Here is a 16,984-nt window from a genome sequence, read left to right as displayed (position 1 = left end):
TTTAAGTGGATTTATGAAGTCATGTCGTCCCCTTATCGAAAGGGGACGATTTTTTGGTTTAGGGGGCAAATTTTTAATAGGAGGGGTATTATGCGAAAGGCGGAAAAATTCTTATCTTTACTGTTGTCATTTGCAGTTTTCCTATCCTTTTTTTCGTTCCTGCCGTTTAACTCTAAGGCGGCGGAAGAGCCATACATAACCCTGCTGATTGAAGGGCAGAACGCGGAAATCTATAACGGAAAAGTCAGCTTCACAAGCGGGGGCAGCTTATATGACATAATGTCAAAGGCGCTCGCGGCAAAAAAAATTGAACTCAAGGCACCCGACGGTCTTTACGGCCACCAGATACAGGAAATCGGCGGCGAAGGCGGCACTTATCCCGTCTGGTGGCACATCTATGTAAACGATGAGGCGGCACAGGTAGGCGTCGATTCCATAAAGCCGAGCAGCGGCGACAAGATAGTCATCTATCTCGGCGACGACAGCAAAATCCTGTACCCGACTGTAACCGTCAACCCCGCAAACCCGGTCGAGGGAAAAACGGCGGTTATCAGCATAAGCTCAGTGTATACCGATTACAGCAGCGGAGCACCCGTCACCAATACCGTCAAATTTGAAGGCGCGAAGATTTATTTTAACGGCCGCACTTACATAACCGACAAAAACGGCAGCGTAAGCATAACAATGCCGGCTGCCGGGGATTACACATTCACAGTCGAAAAGAAAACCGTTGATAAAACTCCGGCTTTGGTCAATATCGGCGAGATTCCGCTCAAGGTGTATAAGGACGGTGCTGCGCCGGGAACTACCGGCTCAGGCGGCAGTTCTGGAGCCGGCAGCAAAAAATCCGCGTCGAATGGGGCGGCCGTAGACACAAGCGATATCGACAAAATAATATCGGCCGGCGCGGACTATATGCTGCAAAAAGGCGTCAATGACTGGGGCGGGGCGCTGGCGCTGTCCGCCGCGGGGCGCAGCGTTCCCGAGAGCTTTCTTGAATCGGCAGCGCAGGAAATCAGCGACGGCGATATGCTGCCGACCCATCTCGCCGGACTTATTATAGGCATAAAAGCGGCAGGTGCTAACCCCCGCAGCTTTAACGGGCAGGATCTTGTAGCCCAGCTCTTATCCTTAAAAATCGGTATAACGGGTCTTAACGGCTATACCTATACGCTGCTCGCACTCGACTCCGGCGGCTACGACATTCCGGCGTCCTCATCCTATACAAAAGAGGGCATTATCTCATCTATACTTTCGTATCAGCTCCCGAACGGCGCGTTTGCACTCGACAAGAATGCCCCTCCCGACAGCGATATGACGGCTATTGCGATAACCGCTCTCGCACCGTATATGGATGAAAGCCGCGTAAAGAAGGCCGTAGACGCCGCTGTCTCCTATCTTTCAAAGGCACAGCAGCCGGACGGAGGTTTCCTGCCCTCCTATTCATCAGAAGAAGTCAGCGAGAGCACCGCTCAGGTTATCATCGCCCTGTCATCCATCGGCATTAACCCGAAAACGGATACGCGCTTTATCAAAAACGGCAAGTCCGCTGTCGACGCACTGCTGTCATTCAGAACATCGAACGGCGCATTTGAACATACAAGGGGCGGAGGAGCCGATTATGTCGCGACGGAGCAGTCAGTGCTCGCGCTTTGCGCCTATCGTTCGCTTTTGAAATCATCGTCTCACGTTTTTGACCTTACGGGTATAAAATCGGAGGACGCAACGACCATAAAAGTCAAAAACCCCGAAACAGGCGGAAATGAGCCTTTTGCTGCAGCCGCGGCTGTGGTCTCAGTATCGCTTCTTGCGCTTTTATTGCGCAGAAAGAAATGTGAATAATTATTCTTGCTTAATCAGCCCGCTGAAAACTACAAGTGGCGGGCTGATTTTTTTCTCCTGATTTAAAAAAAGCTGCGTTACTTGCCCCAATAATTAAGAAAAATGTATTTACATATTTAACCAATTTGATTTTTGTGATAAAATATAATACAATGTTGACGTGTATTATAATTCTACCAACATGCCATTACCCTTACCGTCGGGAGGCGATAAATTAATGGGTAACGCTTCTATTTCTCCAAAAGGCAAAAAGACCCCCGTCGCAAAGAAGAAGAAAAGTAAGGCAAGAAGAGTCGCCGGAAAAATCGGTAGGGCTCTACTTACCGTTTTTCTTATATTTGTCATCACATGCACCCTTGTAGGCGGTGCCGTCGCATTCTATATAATTAATTTCGTTACTCCGCAAAATATTAACCTCGACAGCGCAAACCTCGACAGCACGACGTTTATTTACGCCACTAATTCTAAGAACGAAACTGTTGAAGTAGCTCAAATAAGCGGAGAACAGAACCGTGTTTGGGTGTCACTTAAAGACATGCCCGAGAACCTCAAGAACGCCTTTGTCTGTACTGAGGACCAGCGTTTCTATGAACATAACGGTGTTGACTGGAAACGTACGATAAGCTCGTTCGGCAACCTGTTCTTCCACTTTTACGAAACAAGGCAGGGCGGTTCAACGATTACCCAACAGTTGATAAACAACCTGACCGCAGCCGGCAAAAACAGCAGCGATTACGGCCGCAAAATACAGGAAATCGTCAATGCCCTGGACCTCGAAAAGAGATATGGCAAGGAGCAGATTCTTGAAGCCTATCTGAACACGATTAACCTTAACGAAGGCTGCTACGGCGTTCAAACCGCGGCTAGAAACTACTTCAATAAAGACGTTAAGGACCTTGACCTCGCCGAATGTGCAGCGCTTGCCTGCCTGCCGAAGGCGCCGAGCACATATGACCCGAGATACCATCCGGAAAAAAACACCGAGCGCAGGGTCAATGTTGTGCTTAAAAATATGTATAAGCAAAAAAAGATAACAAAAGAGCAGTATGAGCAGGCCATTAATGAAAAGCTGAATATCGCTCCGAAAAAGACTGTCAGCACCCGCGGTTGGTTTGAAGACATGGTAATCACAGACGTCCAGAAAGACCTCCAAACCAAGTATGGCTGGACAGCCGATTACGCGCTTAACACAATATATACTAAAGGTCTCAAGATATATACGACGATGAACACAGATGTCCAAAGCGCGATGGACAAGATATATCAGGATACGACCAACACAAAATACTGGAAGCAGTATCAAGGTGCGGTTCAGCCAGAATCGGCCATGATAATTATGGACTATAACGGAAACATACTTGGAGTGGAGGGCGGCCGCGGTAAAAAATCCGGTAATTTGATATATAACCGCGCGGTGGACGCAAGAGCCGCCCGACAGCCGGGTTCTGCTATCAAGCCCCTCGGCGTTTATGCGCCGGCTATTGAACTCAATAAAATCAACTGGTCGTCGCTTATCCCCTGCAGCAAGATAACAACCCCAGACGGCAAACTGTGGCCTAAAAACGACGACGATTCCAATTACACCGGCTCGATGACGGTCGTCCGGGCTTTGGCAAAGTCGGTCAACACCGTCGCAGTACACATAGAAAAGGATTATCTTTCACCGGAATATACGTTTGATTTCCTTAAGAACAAGCTTGGTTTTACTTCACTTGTCGAGAGAAAAGTAGTCGGCAATAAGGTCTATTCCGATAAAACCCTTAGTATCGCCATAGGCGCGTTGACGCAAGGCGTCACTGTTAAGGAGTTAGCAGGCGGTTATCAAATTTTCGGCAATAACGGATTGTACTACAAGCCGCATTCATATACTAAGGTGCTGGACAGTAAGGGCAATGTATTGCTTGAAAACAAGATTAAGCCAGTACAGGCAATTGGCGCTGATACGGCTTTCATTATGAATAAGCTCCTTCAGTCAAATGTTACACGTCCAGAGGGCACTGGTAGAGCCGCAAAGATTAGCGGGTTAGTAGTTGGCGGCAAGACCGGTACTACTAATGACCATAAAGACCGTTGGTTCGCTGGCATTACACCCGACTATGTCGGCGTTGTCTGGTTCGGCTATGACCAGCCGAAAGACCTCGGCTATAAAGGTACAAACCCGGCCCTGGTTGTCTGGAGAAGCGTATTCCAGCTCCTGCCGAAGCATAAGAAGGATTTCCCGAAAAACGGCGATGTGATTCAGGAGCGTTACGACCCCGCAACCGGATATATTACCTCCACCGGGACGGAGGTCGGTTGGTATAAGGTAAACGGCTATCTGCCAACAGCACCGGTTGACCCTGAATTGAGCTAAACTACAAAGCGCCCTGCATAAAGCAGGGCGCTTTTTTTTTTTGCAATTAACTTATACGGCGGCTGTGTTCTTCGTATTTTGAATACAGCCGCTAAAATCTTTATTACGGGATTGTTTTAAAGGTTCATGCCAAATGACATGAACCTTTTCTTTTTTAGAATAAAACTTAATTTGCTCCTTAACAGCTTTAAATAGAATCAATAAAAGCAGATATGTAGTTCAGCGCAGCCCCAGCGGCAATCGCCTCCGTTTTGTATGAGCAAACCTCAATATAGGACGCGTCTCCGTTCTCAAAAGTGTTTAATTCTGCGGCGTAACTGCGAACCGTTGGTAGGTATTCTTCAATGTAGCTGGCCAACTGGGTGGTCACTGCGTTATCTGTCATTATAATGGTGGCCATTTACTTTTAACTAAACTTGTTTTCAGGCGCAGTTGCAGTGCCGGAAGCTAATTAAATCTTACGCATATTTTAGGAGAAGATCAATATGAAAGTCAGGATTGGAATAGATGTAGGAGGTACCTTCACAGACGCCGTTGCAATTAATGATGAAACCTATGAACTGATAGGCAGTGTGAAGTTGCCCACCACACACGAGGCAAAGGAAGGTGTCGCAGCCGGCATTGTGCAGGTGCTTTCCAAAATAATGGAAGAATACAACATCAAGCCTGAAGACGTGACCTTTATTGCTCATGGCACAACCCAGGCAACCAACGCCCTGCTGGAAGGGGACGTTGCTAAAGTCGGCATTGTCACCATTGGAAGCGGTATTCAAGGTCTAAAGTCCCGCAGCGACACTAATATCGGCAACATTGAGCTGACAGCCGGAAAGCATCTGCAAAGCTACAATGCGTACGTCAATGTCGGTACGAAGGAAACCTTCGTTAATGACGTTGCGAACGCACTAAGCGACTTGATGCGTCAAGGCGCTCAGTCCATCGTTGCGACCGAAGCTTTCTCCGTTGATGACCCCACAAACGAAAATGCTGTGCTGGAGCAGTGCCGTAAACTCGGCCTGCCCGGCACTGCCGGAAGTGATGTCTCCAAGCTGTACGGTTTAAAGGTGCGTACTCGAACCGCTGTTATCAATGCGTCTATCCTCCCAAAGATGCTTGAAGCTGCAAATATGACCGAACGGAGTATCAAAAATGCTAATATCGGCGCACCTTTGATGGTCATGCGGTGCGACGGCGGCGTTATGACGATGGACGAGGTACGCAACCGCCCGATTCTCACTATTCTCTCAGGCCCGGCGGCGGGTGTTGCCGGTGCGCTGATGTACGAAAAGCTGACTGACGGTATTTTCTTGGAAGTCGGCGGTACCTCCACTGATATATCCTGCGTCAAGGACGGCAACGTTGTCGTTCATTACGCGGAAGTCGGCGGGCATAAGACATATGTAAATTCCCTTGATGTCCGTACTGTCGGTATCGGCGGCGGCTCTATGATCGAGCTGAAGGACGGAAAGGCCGTCAATACCGGCCCTCGCTCTGCCCATATTGCTAATCTGGACTATGAAGTCTACACCGACCCTGAAAATATCGTCAATCCAGTTTTGCGTTCCATTCGCCCGAAGGAAGGCGACCCGGAGTATGCGTATATTGAGTGCGACGGAGGCAAAAAATATGCGCTGACTCTTTCCGGTGCAGCCAATATCGTAGGATATGTGTCAAAAGAAAACTATGCCTACGGCAATGCTGAAGCTGCCCGCAGGGCATGGGCACCGCTGGCAAAGAATATGGGGATGTCGGTTGAAGAATGTGCCAAAAAGGTTTTGGAATTCGCCGCGGCCAAGAACAGCAAAGTTGTGGAAAGCTTAATCAAGGATTATGGCCTTGATAAGAGCGCCCTTACCTTTGTCGGCGGAGGCGGCGGCGCGGCTACCGTTGTACCACACTTAGCCGAATATATGGGCTGCAAGTTCCGTATTGCGAAAAACGCCCATGTTATTTCGCCTATCGGTGTTGCCCTCGCCATGGTGCGTGATATGGTTGAACGGACCATTATGAATCCTACAGAAGAGGATATTCTCGCGATACGCAACGAAGCTTTTCAAAAGGCAGTGCAGTCCGGTGCCGACCCCGATACGATAGAAGTCAAAGTTGAAGTCGACAATCAGCGTCAGAAGGTCAGAGCTATTGCAGTAGGCGCGACGGAGCTGCGTACCAAAGAGCTTTCCGGCGCAAAAAAGACGGATGAAGAGCTGATTAAGATAGCAGCAGACAATCTTAAAGTTGATCCCTCTCAGATTAAAATTGCCGCAGACAACGGCAGTATGGTAGCGCTGACCTGTCAGAATACTGTACGTGCATTTCTGTTCTTCAAAAAGAAAGTCAATACCTTGCGCCTGCTCGACCGGGACGGTGTTATCCGCTTGCAGCGCAAGAACGCGACGGTTGTTTCCTGCCCGGTTAAAAGGTGGAAATCAGTTGTGCAAAACGTACTGGCTGATAATACTATTCACGGCGACGGCGGCGCCGAAATTCCTAATCTTTATGTCGTTCTTGGACGCCGCATTATTGACCTTGCGGGTATGCAAAGTGAAAGCCAGATTATGTCTTTGTGCCGGGTAGAACTGTCCGGTGCCCGTCCTGATGACTCACTTATAGTCATTTGTACTCGTACTACAGAAAACGAACGCGGCTAATCCGCGAAGAAAGGAAAGTCTTTTATGCGTGTTTATCCCTTTCCCGACCAGATTAAATCGCGTGAAGAGCTAAAACGTGACCTGCTTTATCACAAGATTCCGGAAGAAATGCGGGTGCCGATTGCAGACAGGGCCTGGCAGACAGGGGTAGACGCCGCACAAAAGCTTATAGAGAAATACCCAAATAAGAGCATTTATGACGTTGCCAAGGCCGAGGGCCTGACTGTTGACCATCGTAAGGTTGACAAGATTTCGGGCAACTTGCGCTATTTCAGTGAGTACTATTCAGGGCGCAAAACCATTTTCATTTATGATGATTCAGTACGGCTCTGGGCGAAAGCTAACGGCCTTTCTACTGCAGCAGCAGAAGAACTGATATTAGCGCATGAAATATTTCATCACTTGGAATGTACTCAGATTGGAAAAACCTCCGAGCAGTATACAGTGCCGCAGATTCAGATTGGCCGTTTCTCGTTCGGGCGGACAGGCATACGTGCGTTGTCGGAAATCGGTGCGCACGGATTTGCCTACACCTGGTATCAGGCACATGATAAACTGCCCCCGAAAAACCAGTCTTCTTCAGTTTGCCTGACCAATTATGCGGTCAATGATGTGCTATTCCGCGGCAGGAATACCGCAAAGAAAATTTTTGAAGACAATCCAATTATGCGCGTTCTTACTGGAAAGGGGAGAAGCAAAAATGGTAAATGAAAATAAAAAGGAAGTACTTACGTACGACGTTGCTGTCATAGGCGGAGGCCCCGGCGGCATGGCAGCGGCAGTTTCCGCCGCGCGCGAAGGGGCAAAGGTGGTCTTGGTCGAACGCCTCGGCTATCTTGGCGGACAGATGGCTTCCGGCCTGCCGTTCCTCGCTTTTCTTGATATGCACAAGCGGCAGATAGTCGGCGGTCTTGCGCAAAAAATGGTCGATGACCTCGCCGCTATGGACGGCACTGCGGGACATCGCTATTGCCCGTTTCATATATCCACTACCACGGTGAACCCGTTCTATACCCGTATCATTTGCTTCCAGTGGGCAAAAGACTACGGAATTGACCTGCTAATGCACTGCGAAGTCACCGGCGCAACAGTAGAAAACGGGCGCCTGACAGCAGTCACAGTGGTCGGCAAGGGCACTGAAATTGAGATTAAGGCCAAAGTATTCATAGACGCTACCGGCGACGGCGACTTGGCCTATTTGGCAGGCGCGGAATATGAAAAGGGTGAAGAAGGTACAGGTATACTCCAGCCGCCTTCACTGATGTTCAACTTGGGCGGAGTGGATTTTGACAAATTTATCGACTTCATTGCCGAGCACCCCGAAGAGCTGCCATACAACATGGGACTGACCCACATCCGTCCCGGCTACAATGCGGAGTTCTTCCGCAACAACCCCGGTCACATCTTCTTTGGCCTAAATCATATGATTGAGAAGCTGCGTGCTGAAGGCAAATGCCCCATCCAGCGTGACACGGTTATCTACATACGGCTGCCTATTCCCGGCCATGTTGCGGTCAATACTATCCGCATTCAGAATTTTGACGGCAGCAATGTGCATGACCTAAGCCGCGGCGAACAGGAAGCACACCTGCAGATTCTGCCGTTAGTCAAGATGCTGCAGGAAAATGTACCTGGCTTCGAAAACAGCTATGTCACTTACGTCAACGCAGTCATAGGTGTACGGGAATCCCGCCGTATAATGGGAATCAAAAAGCTTACAGCAGAAGATTGTATTGAAGGCCGCATTCCTGACGACTCAATCGCGCTGTACTCATATTTTATTGATATACACAAGGGCAACGGTGAGGGCACTTATACCAAAACCATTGAGGAGCCGTATGGCGTACCTTTTGGCTGCACCGTTTCCAACAGTATAGATGGCTTGATGATGGCCGGACGCTGCATGAGCGTTGACCATGTGGCTTTTGGTTCCAGCCGCATTATGACCCTCTGCATGGCAGTGGGTGAGGCAGCCGGAATCGGTGCTGCACTTTCAGTCAAAAAAGGCATTACACCACGTGAAGTCGATCCGCAGGAGGTTCGTTCCATTCTGCTCACTCACGGAGCAATTCTGAAACTGTAAGCTGTATTTATCAAAAAGAAGGTGTAAATATGTCAATTCCAAAAACAATGAAAGCACTGGTTGCCTATGGTCGCGGCGATTACCGCTTTGAACCAGCCTATCCAACGCCGGAATGTGGTCCCGACGATATTATTCTCAAAGTCGAAGGCTGCGGAGTCTGTGCCGGAGACTTGAAATGCCAACACGGCGCAGATATGTTCTGGGGCGGAAACGGCCAGCCCAGTTGGGTGGAGCCTCCGTTTATCCCGGGTCATGAATTCATCGGTATTGTAGCCGAAGTCGGCGAAAACGTAAAGGGAGTACAGGTCGGCGACCGCCTGACTGCCGACCAGATTTACCCCTGCGGCGAATGCCGTTTCTGCAAGAGCGGAAAGTACTGGATGTGCCAGCCGCACAAAACCTTCGGCTTTTTTGCAAGCACTAACGGCGGTATGGCCGAGTATATGAGGCTGCCTAAGAACGCGGTTGTCCACAAGGTTCCAAAAGACCTTGCGTTGGAAAAGGCCCTGCTTATCGAGCCTTATTCCTGTGCCAAACACTGCGTTGACCGTGCCGATATCGGCGCAGAGGACGTAGTCGTAATTTCCGGCGCCGGCACGCTCGGACTTGGCATGGTTACATACGCCCGCCAGCGCAACCCCAAGCTTCTTATTGCGCTTGATATGAAGGATGAACGCTTAGCTAAGGCGAAAGAGTTTGGTGCAGATATAGTTTGGAATCCCAGCAAAGTCGATGTCCAGGCTGAAATTCTCAAACTGACCGACGGTTACGGCTGCGACACCTACATTGAAGCCACCGGCCATCCGTCTTCAGTCATTCAAGGCTTGCAGATGGTACGCAAACTGGGCCGCTTTGTAGAGTTCTCAGTTTTTGCTGAGCCGACCACTGTGGATTGGTCGATTATCGGCGACCGCAAGGAGCTGGACGTACTTGGTTCCCATCTCTCACCTTATTGCTACCCGTATGTCATTGAGCATATCGCCGACGGTACGCTTAAAACAGACGGAGTCGTTTCCCGCACCTTCCCGATTGAAAAATGGGAAGAGGCCTTTGAATATGCAACCGGCAAATACGGGGACTTCAAAGTCGCAATCACGTTTTAAAAAGGGGGTAATCAGATGCAGTATTTGATCGGTACTGATATTGGTACCTCGGGAACCAAGTCCATCCTGATGGACACCTCCGGAAATCTGGTTGCACAGGACCTGCAGGAATATGACGTTCTTACCCCCAAACCGCTCTGGGCAGAACAATGGCCTGATGTTTGGCTAAACGCCGTCAAGCAGTCCGTAGCAAATACCGTGAAAAAGTCCGGAGTTGACCCGAAAGACATCCGCGGTATCTGCATCAGCGGCCTGTACGGCGGGTCCGGCGTACCGGTTGATGAAGCGTTGAATCCTGTGCGCCCCTGCCTTATCTGGATGGACCGCCGAGCCGAAGAGCAGGAACGCTGGGTCCGGCAGCATGTGGATCAGAGCCGCCTCTGGCAGATTACCCAGAACGGTACGGATCCATACTACGGCTACACTAAAATCCTTTGGATACGCGACAACGAGCCGGAAAATTGGGTAAAAATTCGTATGTTTTTACCGCCGAACGCATATGTCATTGCCCGCCTTACCGGAGAAGTAGCCATTGACTACTCCTCCGCGGGCAATCTGGGTGGATTTTTCGATATGAACACCCGCTCATGGTCAGATGAGATGCTGAATGCTATGGGTGTTCCGCGAACTTTAATGCCGCAGCGTATTGTTGAAAACACCGAACCAGTAGGCACACTGACCACTGCGGCTGCACAGGAAATGAATCTCACCCCCGGCACTCCGGTCTTTAACGGCGGCGTTGACTGCGGTGTAGCTACGTTGGGCCTCGGCGTATTCGAGCCGGGCGATTATGCAGCGGCAATCGGCACTTCCATGTGTGCGGCTCTGGTACATGAGGAACCCATTGAAGCCCGTGACCTTATCTCTTGGCCATATGTGTATAATGCGCGGCGGCTGACGTATTCTTTCGGCGGCGGCGCAACAGCCGGAGCAGTCATCAAATGGTTCCGCGACACCTTTGCCGCAGAGGAAAAGCGCGCGGAAGCGGTCGGCGGTGAAAACGCCTATGCCGTTCTTGACCGTCAGGCAGCCAGTATCCCCGCGGGTTCGGAAGGACTCATTGTTCTCCCGTATTTCATGGGCGAGCGCAGCCCCCTTTGGGATACCAACGCGAAGGGAACAATATTTGGCCTTTCATTGGTTCACACCCGCGCACATATCTATCGGGCATTCTTGGAAGCAGTCGCGTACTCCCTCCGCCATACGATGGAGTCTTGCGGTACTGAACTAAAGGAAAGTATTCTCTTGGCTGGCGGGGTCAGCAAATCCCCGCTCTGGAAGCAGATTTTTGCAGACGTGACCGGACACAGCATTGTATGCCCCATTCACGATGTAGAAGCCAACCTCGGCGACGTGATGCTGGCTGGACTCGGTACAGGCCTGCTGACTCGAGAAGACTTAAAGAAATGGCAGGTGCTGGACAAAAAGATTACGCCCAACCCCGAAGCTCACGCCAAATACAATGAATACTATAAAATGTACCGTGATTTATACGGACATTTAAGAGAAGATATGGTGCGGATGACTCAGATTAGGTAAATAAAAATTTGGCAGGGCAATCTTGTTGCTTAGATCTGTTTCGTCTCTTTCTCCGACATACAACAACGCTATTTGCTATAGCGTGCCGAATATATTTTTTAACTCCGAGATTTCAATCAACCCCTATACACTTTATATCCCAGCTATTGCTCTACAAAAAAACCAGAACATATTCGGGAAATACACCGAATATGTTCTGGTTTTCTAATTTTGTACCGTAGTTTACAAAGTATTTTATTAGGTACCGCTGGTGCTGGATGAAGAAGCAGTTGATTCCGGATATGTCGCATCACCATTATTGTCATGAATAGTTATTGAAATGACAGCACCATCTTTAATCGTTATGCTCTTAACTGTGAAACCGTTAACGCCATTGAGCGTTTTGAAAGCATCTGACGAAAGCATATCAGTCGGTACTGTACCATCGGTATCCTCTACATCCTCACCATTGTTCAGCTTATCAGAAACATATATCTGTGCTGCCATATAAGCCGCCCGAGCATCAGACAGAGCAGCCGCTCTCTTTGCCGCAGCAACCCTGCTGCCGACTGTCGGGACAAGTATAAGCGCCAAAATTGCCAAAATCGCAATGACAGCGATAAGTTCAATAAGCGTAAAGCCACCCTTTGACTTCTTTACCTTTTTGCAAAGAGCACTCAGTACCTTTTTCAATTCCTTTCAACCCTTTCTATGTATTTTCCTGCTATAACTTACTGTTCTATTATATTAATTCCATTAACTCAAAATTTTAGACATAATATATCAGTAGATATAGCAGAAAAAACATAGAAATTGTCAATAGGGCAGGGTTGGCGTTACAACTATTTTCCCATCTACAAGCGAAAAGGACGACGAAACAATGTCGTTTTCCGCCTTCATCGAGGCGAAACCGATAGTTAATTTAACCCCGCGGTACAGCGTATCATGGCAGATTACTTTACCGTTACCGGAATTTTCAATCTGCGCACCGAGCGTCTTATATTCCTCGGTTAGGGCATTCAGCTTTTCTGTACTGGCTTCAAGGCTCACCTGTGAACTCCTAAGCATTTGTTCTTTGCTGCTCGGGAGCTTGCCGGCCTGTTTATACTTATTCAGAAGGTCAATTATCTGTTTGAGTTTCTCAATTTGACTTTTGAGTTGTTCAATTTCAGTATGTAGCGCTGAATATCTTGTCATAACGGACGGGTCTGCTCCCAAAATAAGCTCGGTGTGAATATTTGACGGAGAACCTATTTGATTTGCAATCACATTTTCCCCGACTACGAAGCGGCCGCCCATGATTTTTCCGCGCCCTGTAACCTCAAGCCTTCCTCCACATTTAATATTGCAGTTCATTATGCTTTGGGTCTTTACGCTTCCGCCGGCATTGATTTCACAATTTTCAAGAAATGTGCTTTTTAGGTCGCCCTTACATTCGATCTTACTGCGGCTCATGCCGACGACACCGCGCGATATAGTCACATTGCCGCCCGCCTTGATTGAACCGCCTTCTACATTGCCTCCGATTTCGACATTGCCCGCAGCTTCAATCGAAAATCCCTCTGTGACATTTCCGATAACTGATACATTACAAACGGATTTTATGTTTCCTGTCGATGTATCAACATTTCCCGACACAATAAAGGTATCTACGACATTAATGCGGTTGCCGTTCATACTGACATGGCCGTCAATTGTCGAAAAAAGCTTTGTACCGTCCTCGCTGAGAGCAGTATTGCGCCCAACCGGAGAAGGTATTGCTTTTCCCGGGGCCGCTGGCAAAACTTTGCCGGTAACGGACATGCCGTCAACACCTTTTGTCGGGAGGGTTATTTCAGCAAGAACTTGTCCATATTTAACATTTACTACTAATCCAAGATCCCGGTAATCGACTGTTCCGTCTTCTCTGACCTTTGGGTGAGAATCTTTGTTGATTTCAAATAAATATTTTATAGAACCGTCTTTTCCTCTTTTTGGCTCTGTTCCTCTTGCAATCACGTATTCTCGGGAATACTCTGGATGCGCTTTTATTTTCTGGAGAAGCGGTACGTCAATACCATATGTTACTTTAGCTTCTCTTAAAGCATCATCGATCATCTGGGAGGAAACATCTTGTCCCCCGTATTTGGGAGGTTCAATTGTAAGTCTGGCCTGCATCAAGTCAGGAGATACAACAACTTTTACCGAAGCAGGTACCGGCGACGGACCATTTTTTATATTCAACTGTCCGAACATTAACAAAATCCTCCTTTGAGCCGTTTCCAGACGGTTATATTTTCTTCTTTATCTATATTATAATTAATTATTTATGATAAAACAATAATTTTTATCAAGGATTTCCGGGCACTGACACGAATGGGAAATAGCAATAAAAAGACTGTTTCTGCAACCGTTATAATGGCCATATAGCGTAATTTTAAGCCCTTTGGAGCCTTAGGTATTACTATACATATCCGTGAACGTGTGACTGTATTTATGCCGCCTTGCAGCGCATTTGAAGTTGCTCCTTAACTGCCGGTTTTTCAAATAAAAAGAAAGGTTAAGCCAATATCTTAATATTTTATCAATGGAACTTTTGGTCACAAAGTGAAAATTTGTGCTATTCTGAATTTTGGAATTATGAATTAATAATTACTATGTCAAAGCGTTTTTATCATTTGCTGATAGGGTAAATATTCAAATCCCATGCTCTTATAAAATGATATCGCCCTTTTATTGCTCTCCTCTGTCTCAAGGCGGATGCGTTTCACACCGCTGCAAAGATTATTTTCTAAGTACGAAAAGAACTCATGTCCCAGACCGCGGCAGCGGTATTCAGGCTTGACATAGAGTTCCTCGACCCATAGAACCATGCCGCCCGCCTCCTGAGAAAAGGTTTTGGCTAACAGCGCATAGCCTGCAGTCTTGCCTTCATACTCCATGATATATGCCATCGCATACTCATCAGAGCGCATCAGCTCATCAAAGGTGTCTTCAATATGCTTTTCGGGTATATTGTGGTCCACTGCGTCGGACATATAAAAACTTTTCGCCATTTCTATATAGTCATTTTTATCTTCTTTTCTGATTTTTCTAATCATAAACCATACTCCAAAATTATTAACAATTTTTATTTCACTTGTTAAAAACTTTCAGTTTAATATTATAACGCTATTCTTCGACAAGATTTTTCAATATATGTTTTCGGATATTCAATGCGATACAAATTGTTGATAACTTGTTGAAAGTTGTTAAAAACACGTTGAGAACTCATTTTTAATAGCGTTTTGCAGCAAAACTAAGCCAAATTTTGCCCTATCCTGCGCAGAAACGGCACTTGATCTGTGATAGCAGCGCAATACGCTGTGTAAACAATATCTTGAACGCGCCGGTTTTGCCTAAGGGTATTTGTGAACATATGTTTGTCCAAAAAATACGCCAAAAAACAGGGATAAGTACGGGTCATGTACCTATCCCTATTTTTGTCTGGGCAATTTTTGTAGGCAGCATTTCTACTTTACAAGCGCCATCATGGAGTTTTTGAGTTCCTCCAAAAGCTTTTGGGCGTTCTCAAGGCTGCTGCCCTTGACTCCCATATAGAACTTGACTTTTGGCTCCGTTCCCGACGGGCGGACACAGCACCAGGCATTGTTTTCAAGTTCATAGTAAAGCACGTTGGATTTCGGCAATCCCGTCGGCTTTTTTGCACCGCTTTCAACTTCAGTGATTTCACCCGTTAAGTAATCCCTGACGGCGGTCACTTTAAAGCTGCCAAACCTTTGAGGCGGGTTATTCCTCATATTCTTTAAGATAGACTGAATCTTTTCCGCCCCATCTAAGCCTTTCAACGTAATGGACGTCAAATCCTCTTTATAGTACCCATACTTTTCATAGATGCGCAGCATCTGATCCCAAAGGGTAAGGCCTTGTTCTCTGTAATACGCGGCCGCTTCACACAGCGCCATGACGGCTACAACAGCATCCTTATCCCTTGCATGGGTTCCTACAAGGCAGCCATAGCTTTCCTCAAAACCAAACAGATACTCATAATTATGGTTCTGTTCAAATAACTTAATCTGCTCACCGATATATTTAAATCCGGTAAGCACTTCAATGAGTTTTATGCCGTATTCCTTCGCTATCTCGTTTGCCATATTAGAGGAAACTATGGTCTTTATAAGCGCTCCGTTTTTCGGCAGTTTGCCGAGCTTTTTCCTGACAGAAAGCTCATACTCGGCTATCAGCAGGCCTGACATATTGCCTGTAAATGACTTATATTCTCCCGTTTTTGTGTCCTTGGCATAAACTCCGAGCCTGTCTGCGTCAGGGTCGGTCGCCAGGACTAAGTCGGCATCTTTTTCTTTTGCCAACTTGAGTGCAAGGGTAAAGGCCTTTGGGTCCTCGGGATTCGGATAGCTCAGCGTGCTGAAATTGCCGTCTGGCAACTCCTGCTCCGGAACTACATAGACATTTTCGAACCCCAATTCTTTTAAGATTGTTCTCACAGGGATATTTCCGGTCCCGTGAAGCGGGGTATAGACAATTTTCAGTTCCTTAGCAGCCTTTTTAATAGCCTCGGGACTCAATACAAGCTTTTTGAGCGCATCGTAATAGCGCCTGTCGATTTCTTCCCCTATGATATTAAAAAGTCCTTTGCTGATGGCTTCAGCTTTGTCTATGGTTTTAATGGCTCCAAAAGACGTAACGGCATTCACTTCATCAATGATTTCCTGGTCCCGGGGCGGGGTAATCTGTGCGCCGTCTTCCCAATAAACTTTGTAGCCATTATATTCGGGCGGATTGTGGCTCGCTGTTATCACTACACCGGCGATACAGTGCAGCTCTCTCAATGCGAATGATAGCTCCGGAGTAGGCCTTAACGATTCGAAAAGATATGTTTTTATGCCGTTCGCATTCAACGTCAGGGCAGTTTTTTCGGCAAACTCACGGGAGAAATTCCTTGAGTCATAAGCGATGGCAACGCCTTTTGACTGGCCGCCATTTGCAATTATGTAATTTGCAAGTCCCTGAGTAGCCTTTGCTACGGTGTAGATGTTCATCCGGTTGGTTCCCGCGCCAATAACGCCGCGCAGGCCGCCGGTTCCGAACGTCAAGTCCTTATAAAACCGGTCCTGTATCTCTTTTTCGTCTTTTAAATTTTTAAGCTCTTCGCGTGTCTTTTCATCGAAAACAGGATTTGTGCACCATTCGTGATAGCGTTCTTTATAGTCCATATAACACACTTCCTATTAACAAAGTATATTACATAGCCGTTAACGCCGAGCCAATAAAATTATACTATGTTTGTGCCATTTAGTAAATGTTTATTCTGCACATATGAAATCGGTTAGTAAAAACGTTTGTACCGGTAAATTTTAAATTCATGCCTTTTTGCATTAATAGTTAGTGTCAAACAGGGTTAAGAAAATAAAATAGCGGCAGGGAAAACCTGCCGCATTTT

General features: G+C 47.4%; 12 protein-coding genes. 7 read left to right on the top strand and 5 right to left on the bottom strand.

Annotated elements, in window-relative coordinates; all coding sequences use genetic code 11:
* The first annotated feature begins 90 nt into the window (after nucleotides 1-90).
* Together V6C21_RS10095 and V6C21_RS10090 are read left to right on the top strand one after the other, a co-directional pair.
* On the top strand, nucleotides 91-1,842 hold the full coding sequence (locus tag V6C21_RS10095; RefSeq protein WP_479268962.1) for a DUF4430 domain-containing protein: 1,752 nt from the start codon (nucleotides 91-93) through the stop codon (nucleotides 1,840-1,842).
* A gap of 217 nt (nucleotides 1,843-2,059) precedes the next feature.
* A complete protein-coding gene (locus tag V6C21_RS10090) occupies nucleotides 2,060-4,195 on the top strand; it encodes a transglycosylase domain-containing protein (RefSeq protein WP_479268961.1) in 2,136 nt (711 codons plus the stop codon).
* Between the two features lie 187 nt (nucleotides 4,196-4,382).
* On the opposite strand, the gene V6C21_RS10085 is transcribed toward V6C21_RS10090, so the two are convergent.
* Nucleotides 4,383-4,580, bottom strand: a complete 198-nt coding sequence (locus tag V6C21_RS10085; RefSeq protein WP_479268960.1) for a hypothetical protein — start codon at nucleotides 4,578-4,580, stop codon at nucleotides 4,383-4,385.
* A gap of 100 nt (nucleotides 4,581-4,680) precedes the next feature.
* Here V6C21_RS10085 and V6C21_RS10080 point away from each other — a divergent pair, with 100 nt between their 5' ends.
* The 5 genes from V6C21_RS10080 to V6C21_RS10060 are packed head-to-tail and all read left to right on the top strand — an operon-like array spanning nucleotide 4,681 to nucleotide 11,565.
* Entirely contained in the window at nucleotides 4,681-6,840 is a 2,160-nt protein-coding gene (locus V6C21_RS10080) for a hydantoinase/oxoprolinase family protein (protein WP_034838099.1), read from the top strand.
* Between the two features lie 24 nt (nucleotides 6,841-6,864).
* The gene (locus V6C21_RS10075; RefSeq protein WP_051492380.1) at nucleotides 6,865-7,551 is read left to right on the top strand and encodes a hypothetical protein; all 687 of its coding nucleotides are present in this window, start codon (nucleotides 6,865-6,867) and stop codon (nucleotides 7,549-7,551) included.
* Nucleotides 7,541-8,923, top strand: a complete 1,383-nt coding sequence (locus tag V6C21_RS10070; protein ID WP_034838095.1) for an FAD-dependent oxidoreductase — start codon at nucleotides 7,541-7,543, stop codon at nucleotides 8,921-8,923. The genes V6C21_RS10075 and V6C21_RS10070 overlap by 11 nt, the downstream gene beginning before the upstream one ends.
* Before the next feature lie 29 nt (nucleotides 8,924-8,952).
* Nucleotides 8,953-10,026 (top strand): alcohol dehydrogenase catalytic domain-containing protein, encoded by a 1,074-nt coding sequence (locus V6C21_RS10065; RefSeq protein WP_479268959.1) that lies wholly within the window; start codon nucleotides 8,953-8,955, stop codon nucleotides 10,024-10,026.
* Nucleotides 10,027-10,041: 15 nt separating this feature from the next.
* The gene (locus V6C21_RS10060) at nucleotides 10,042-11,565 is read left to right on the top strand and encodes an FGGY-family carbohydrate kinase (protein ID WP_479268958.1); all 1,524 of its coding nucleotides are present in this window, start codon (nucleotides 10,042-10,044) and stop codon (nucleotides 11,563-11,565) included.
* A 237-nt stretch (nucleotides 11,566-11,802) separates the two neighbouring features.
* Here the strand turns inward: V6C21_RS10060 and V6C21_RS10055 are convergent, their stop codons facing one another.
* From V6C21_RS10055 to V6C21_RS10040, 4 genes are all read right to left on the bottom strand, one after another.
* A complete protein-coding gene (locus tag V6C21_RS10055; protein ID WP_034838086.1) occupies nucleotides 11,803-12,237 on the bottom strand; it encodes a prepilin-type N-terminal cleavage/methylation domain-containing protein in 435 nt (144 codons plus the stop codon).
* 123 nt (nucleotides 12,238-12,360) lie between these two features.
* On the bottom strand, nucleotides 12,361-13,779 hold the full coding sequence (locus V6C21_RS10050) for a FapA family protein (protein ID WP_034838083.1): 1,419 nt from the start codon (nucleotides 13,777-13,779) through the stop codon (nucleotides 12,361-12,363).
* A gap of 404 nt (nucleotides 13,780-14,183) precedes the next feature.
* Entirely contained in the window at nucleotides 14,184-14,624 is a 441-nt protein-coding gene (locus tag V6C21_RS10045; RefSeq protein WP_034838080.1) for a GNAT family N-acetyltransferase, read from the bottom strand.
* Between the two features lie 411 nt (nucleotides 14,625-15,035).
* Nucleotides 15,036-16,757, bottom strand: a complete 1,722-nt coding sequence (locus tag V6C21_RS10040; RefSeq protein ID WP_479268957.1) for a phospho-sugar mutase — start codon at nucleotides 16,755-16,757, stop codon at nucleotides 15,036-15,038.
* Between the last annotated feature and the right edge of the window lie 227 nt (nucleotides 16,758-16,984).

The organism is [Clostridium] cellulosi, assembly GCF_036762875.1.
Classification (GTDB): domain Bacteria; phylum Bacillota; class Clostridia; order Oscillospirales; family Ethanoligenentaceae; genus Ruminiclostridium_D; species Ruminiclostridium_D cellulosi.
This window is presented reverse-complemented; position numbering and strand designations above follow the sequence as displayed.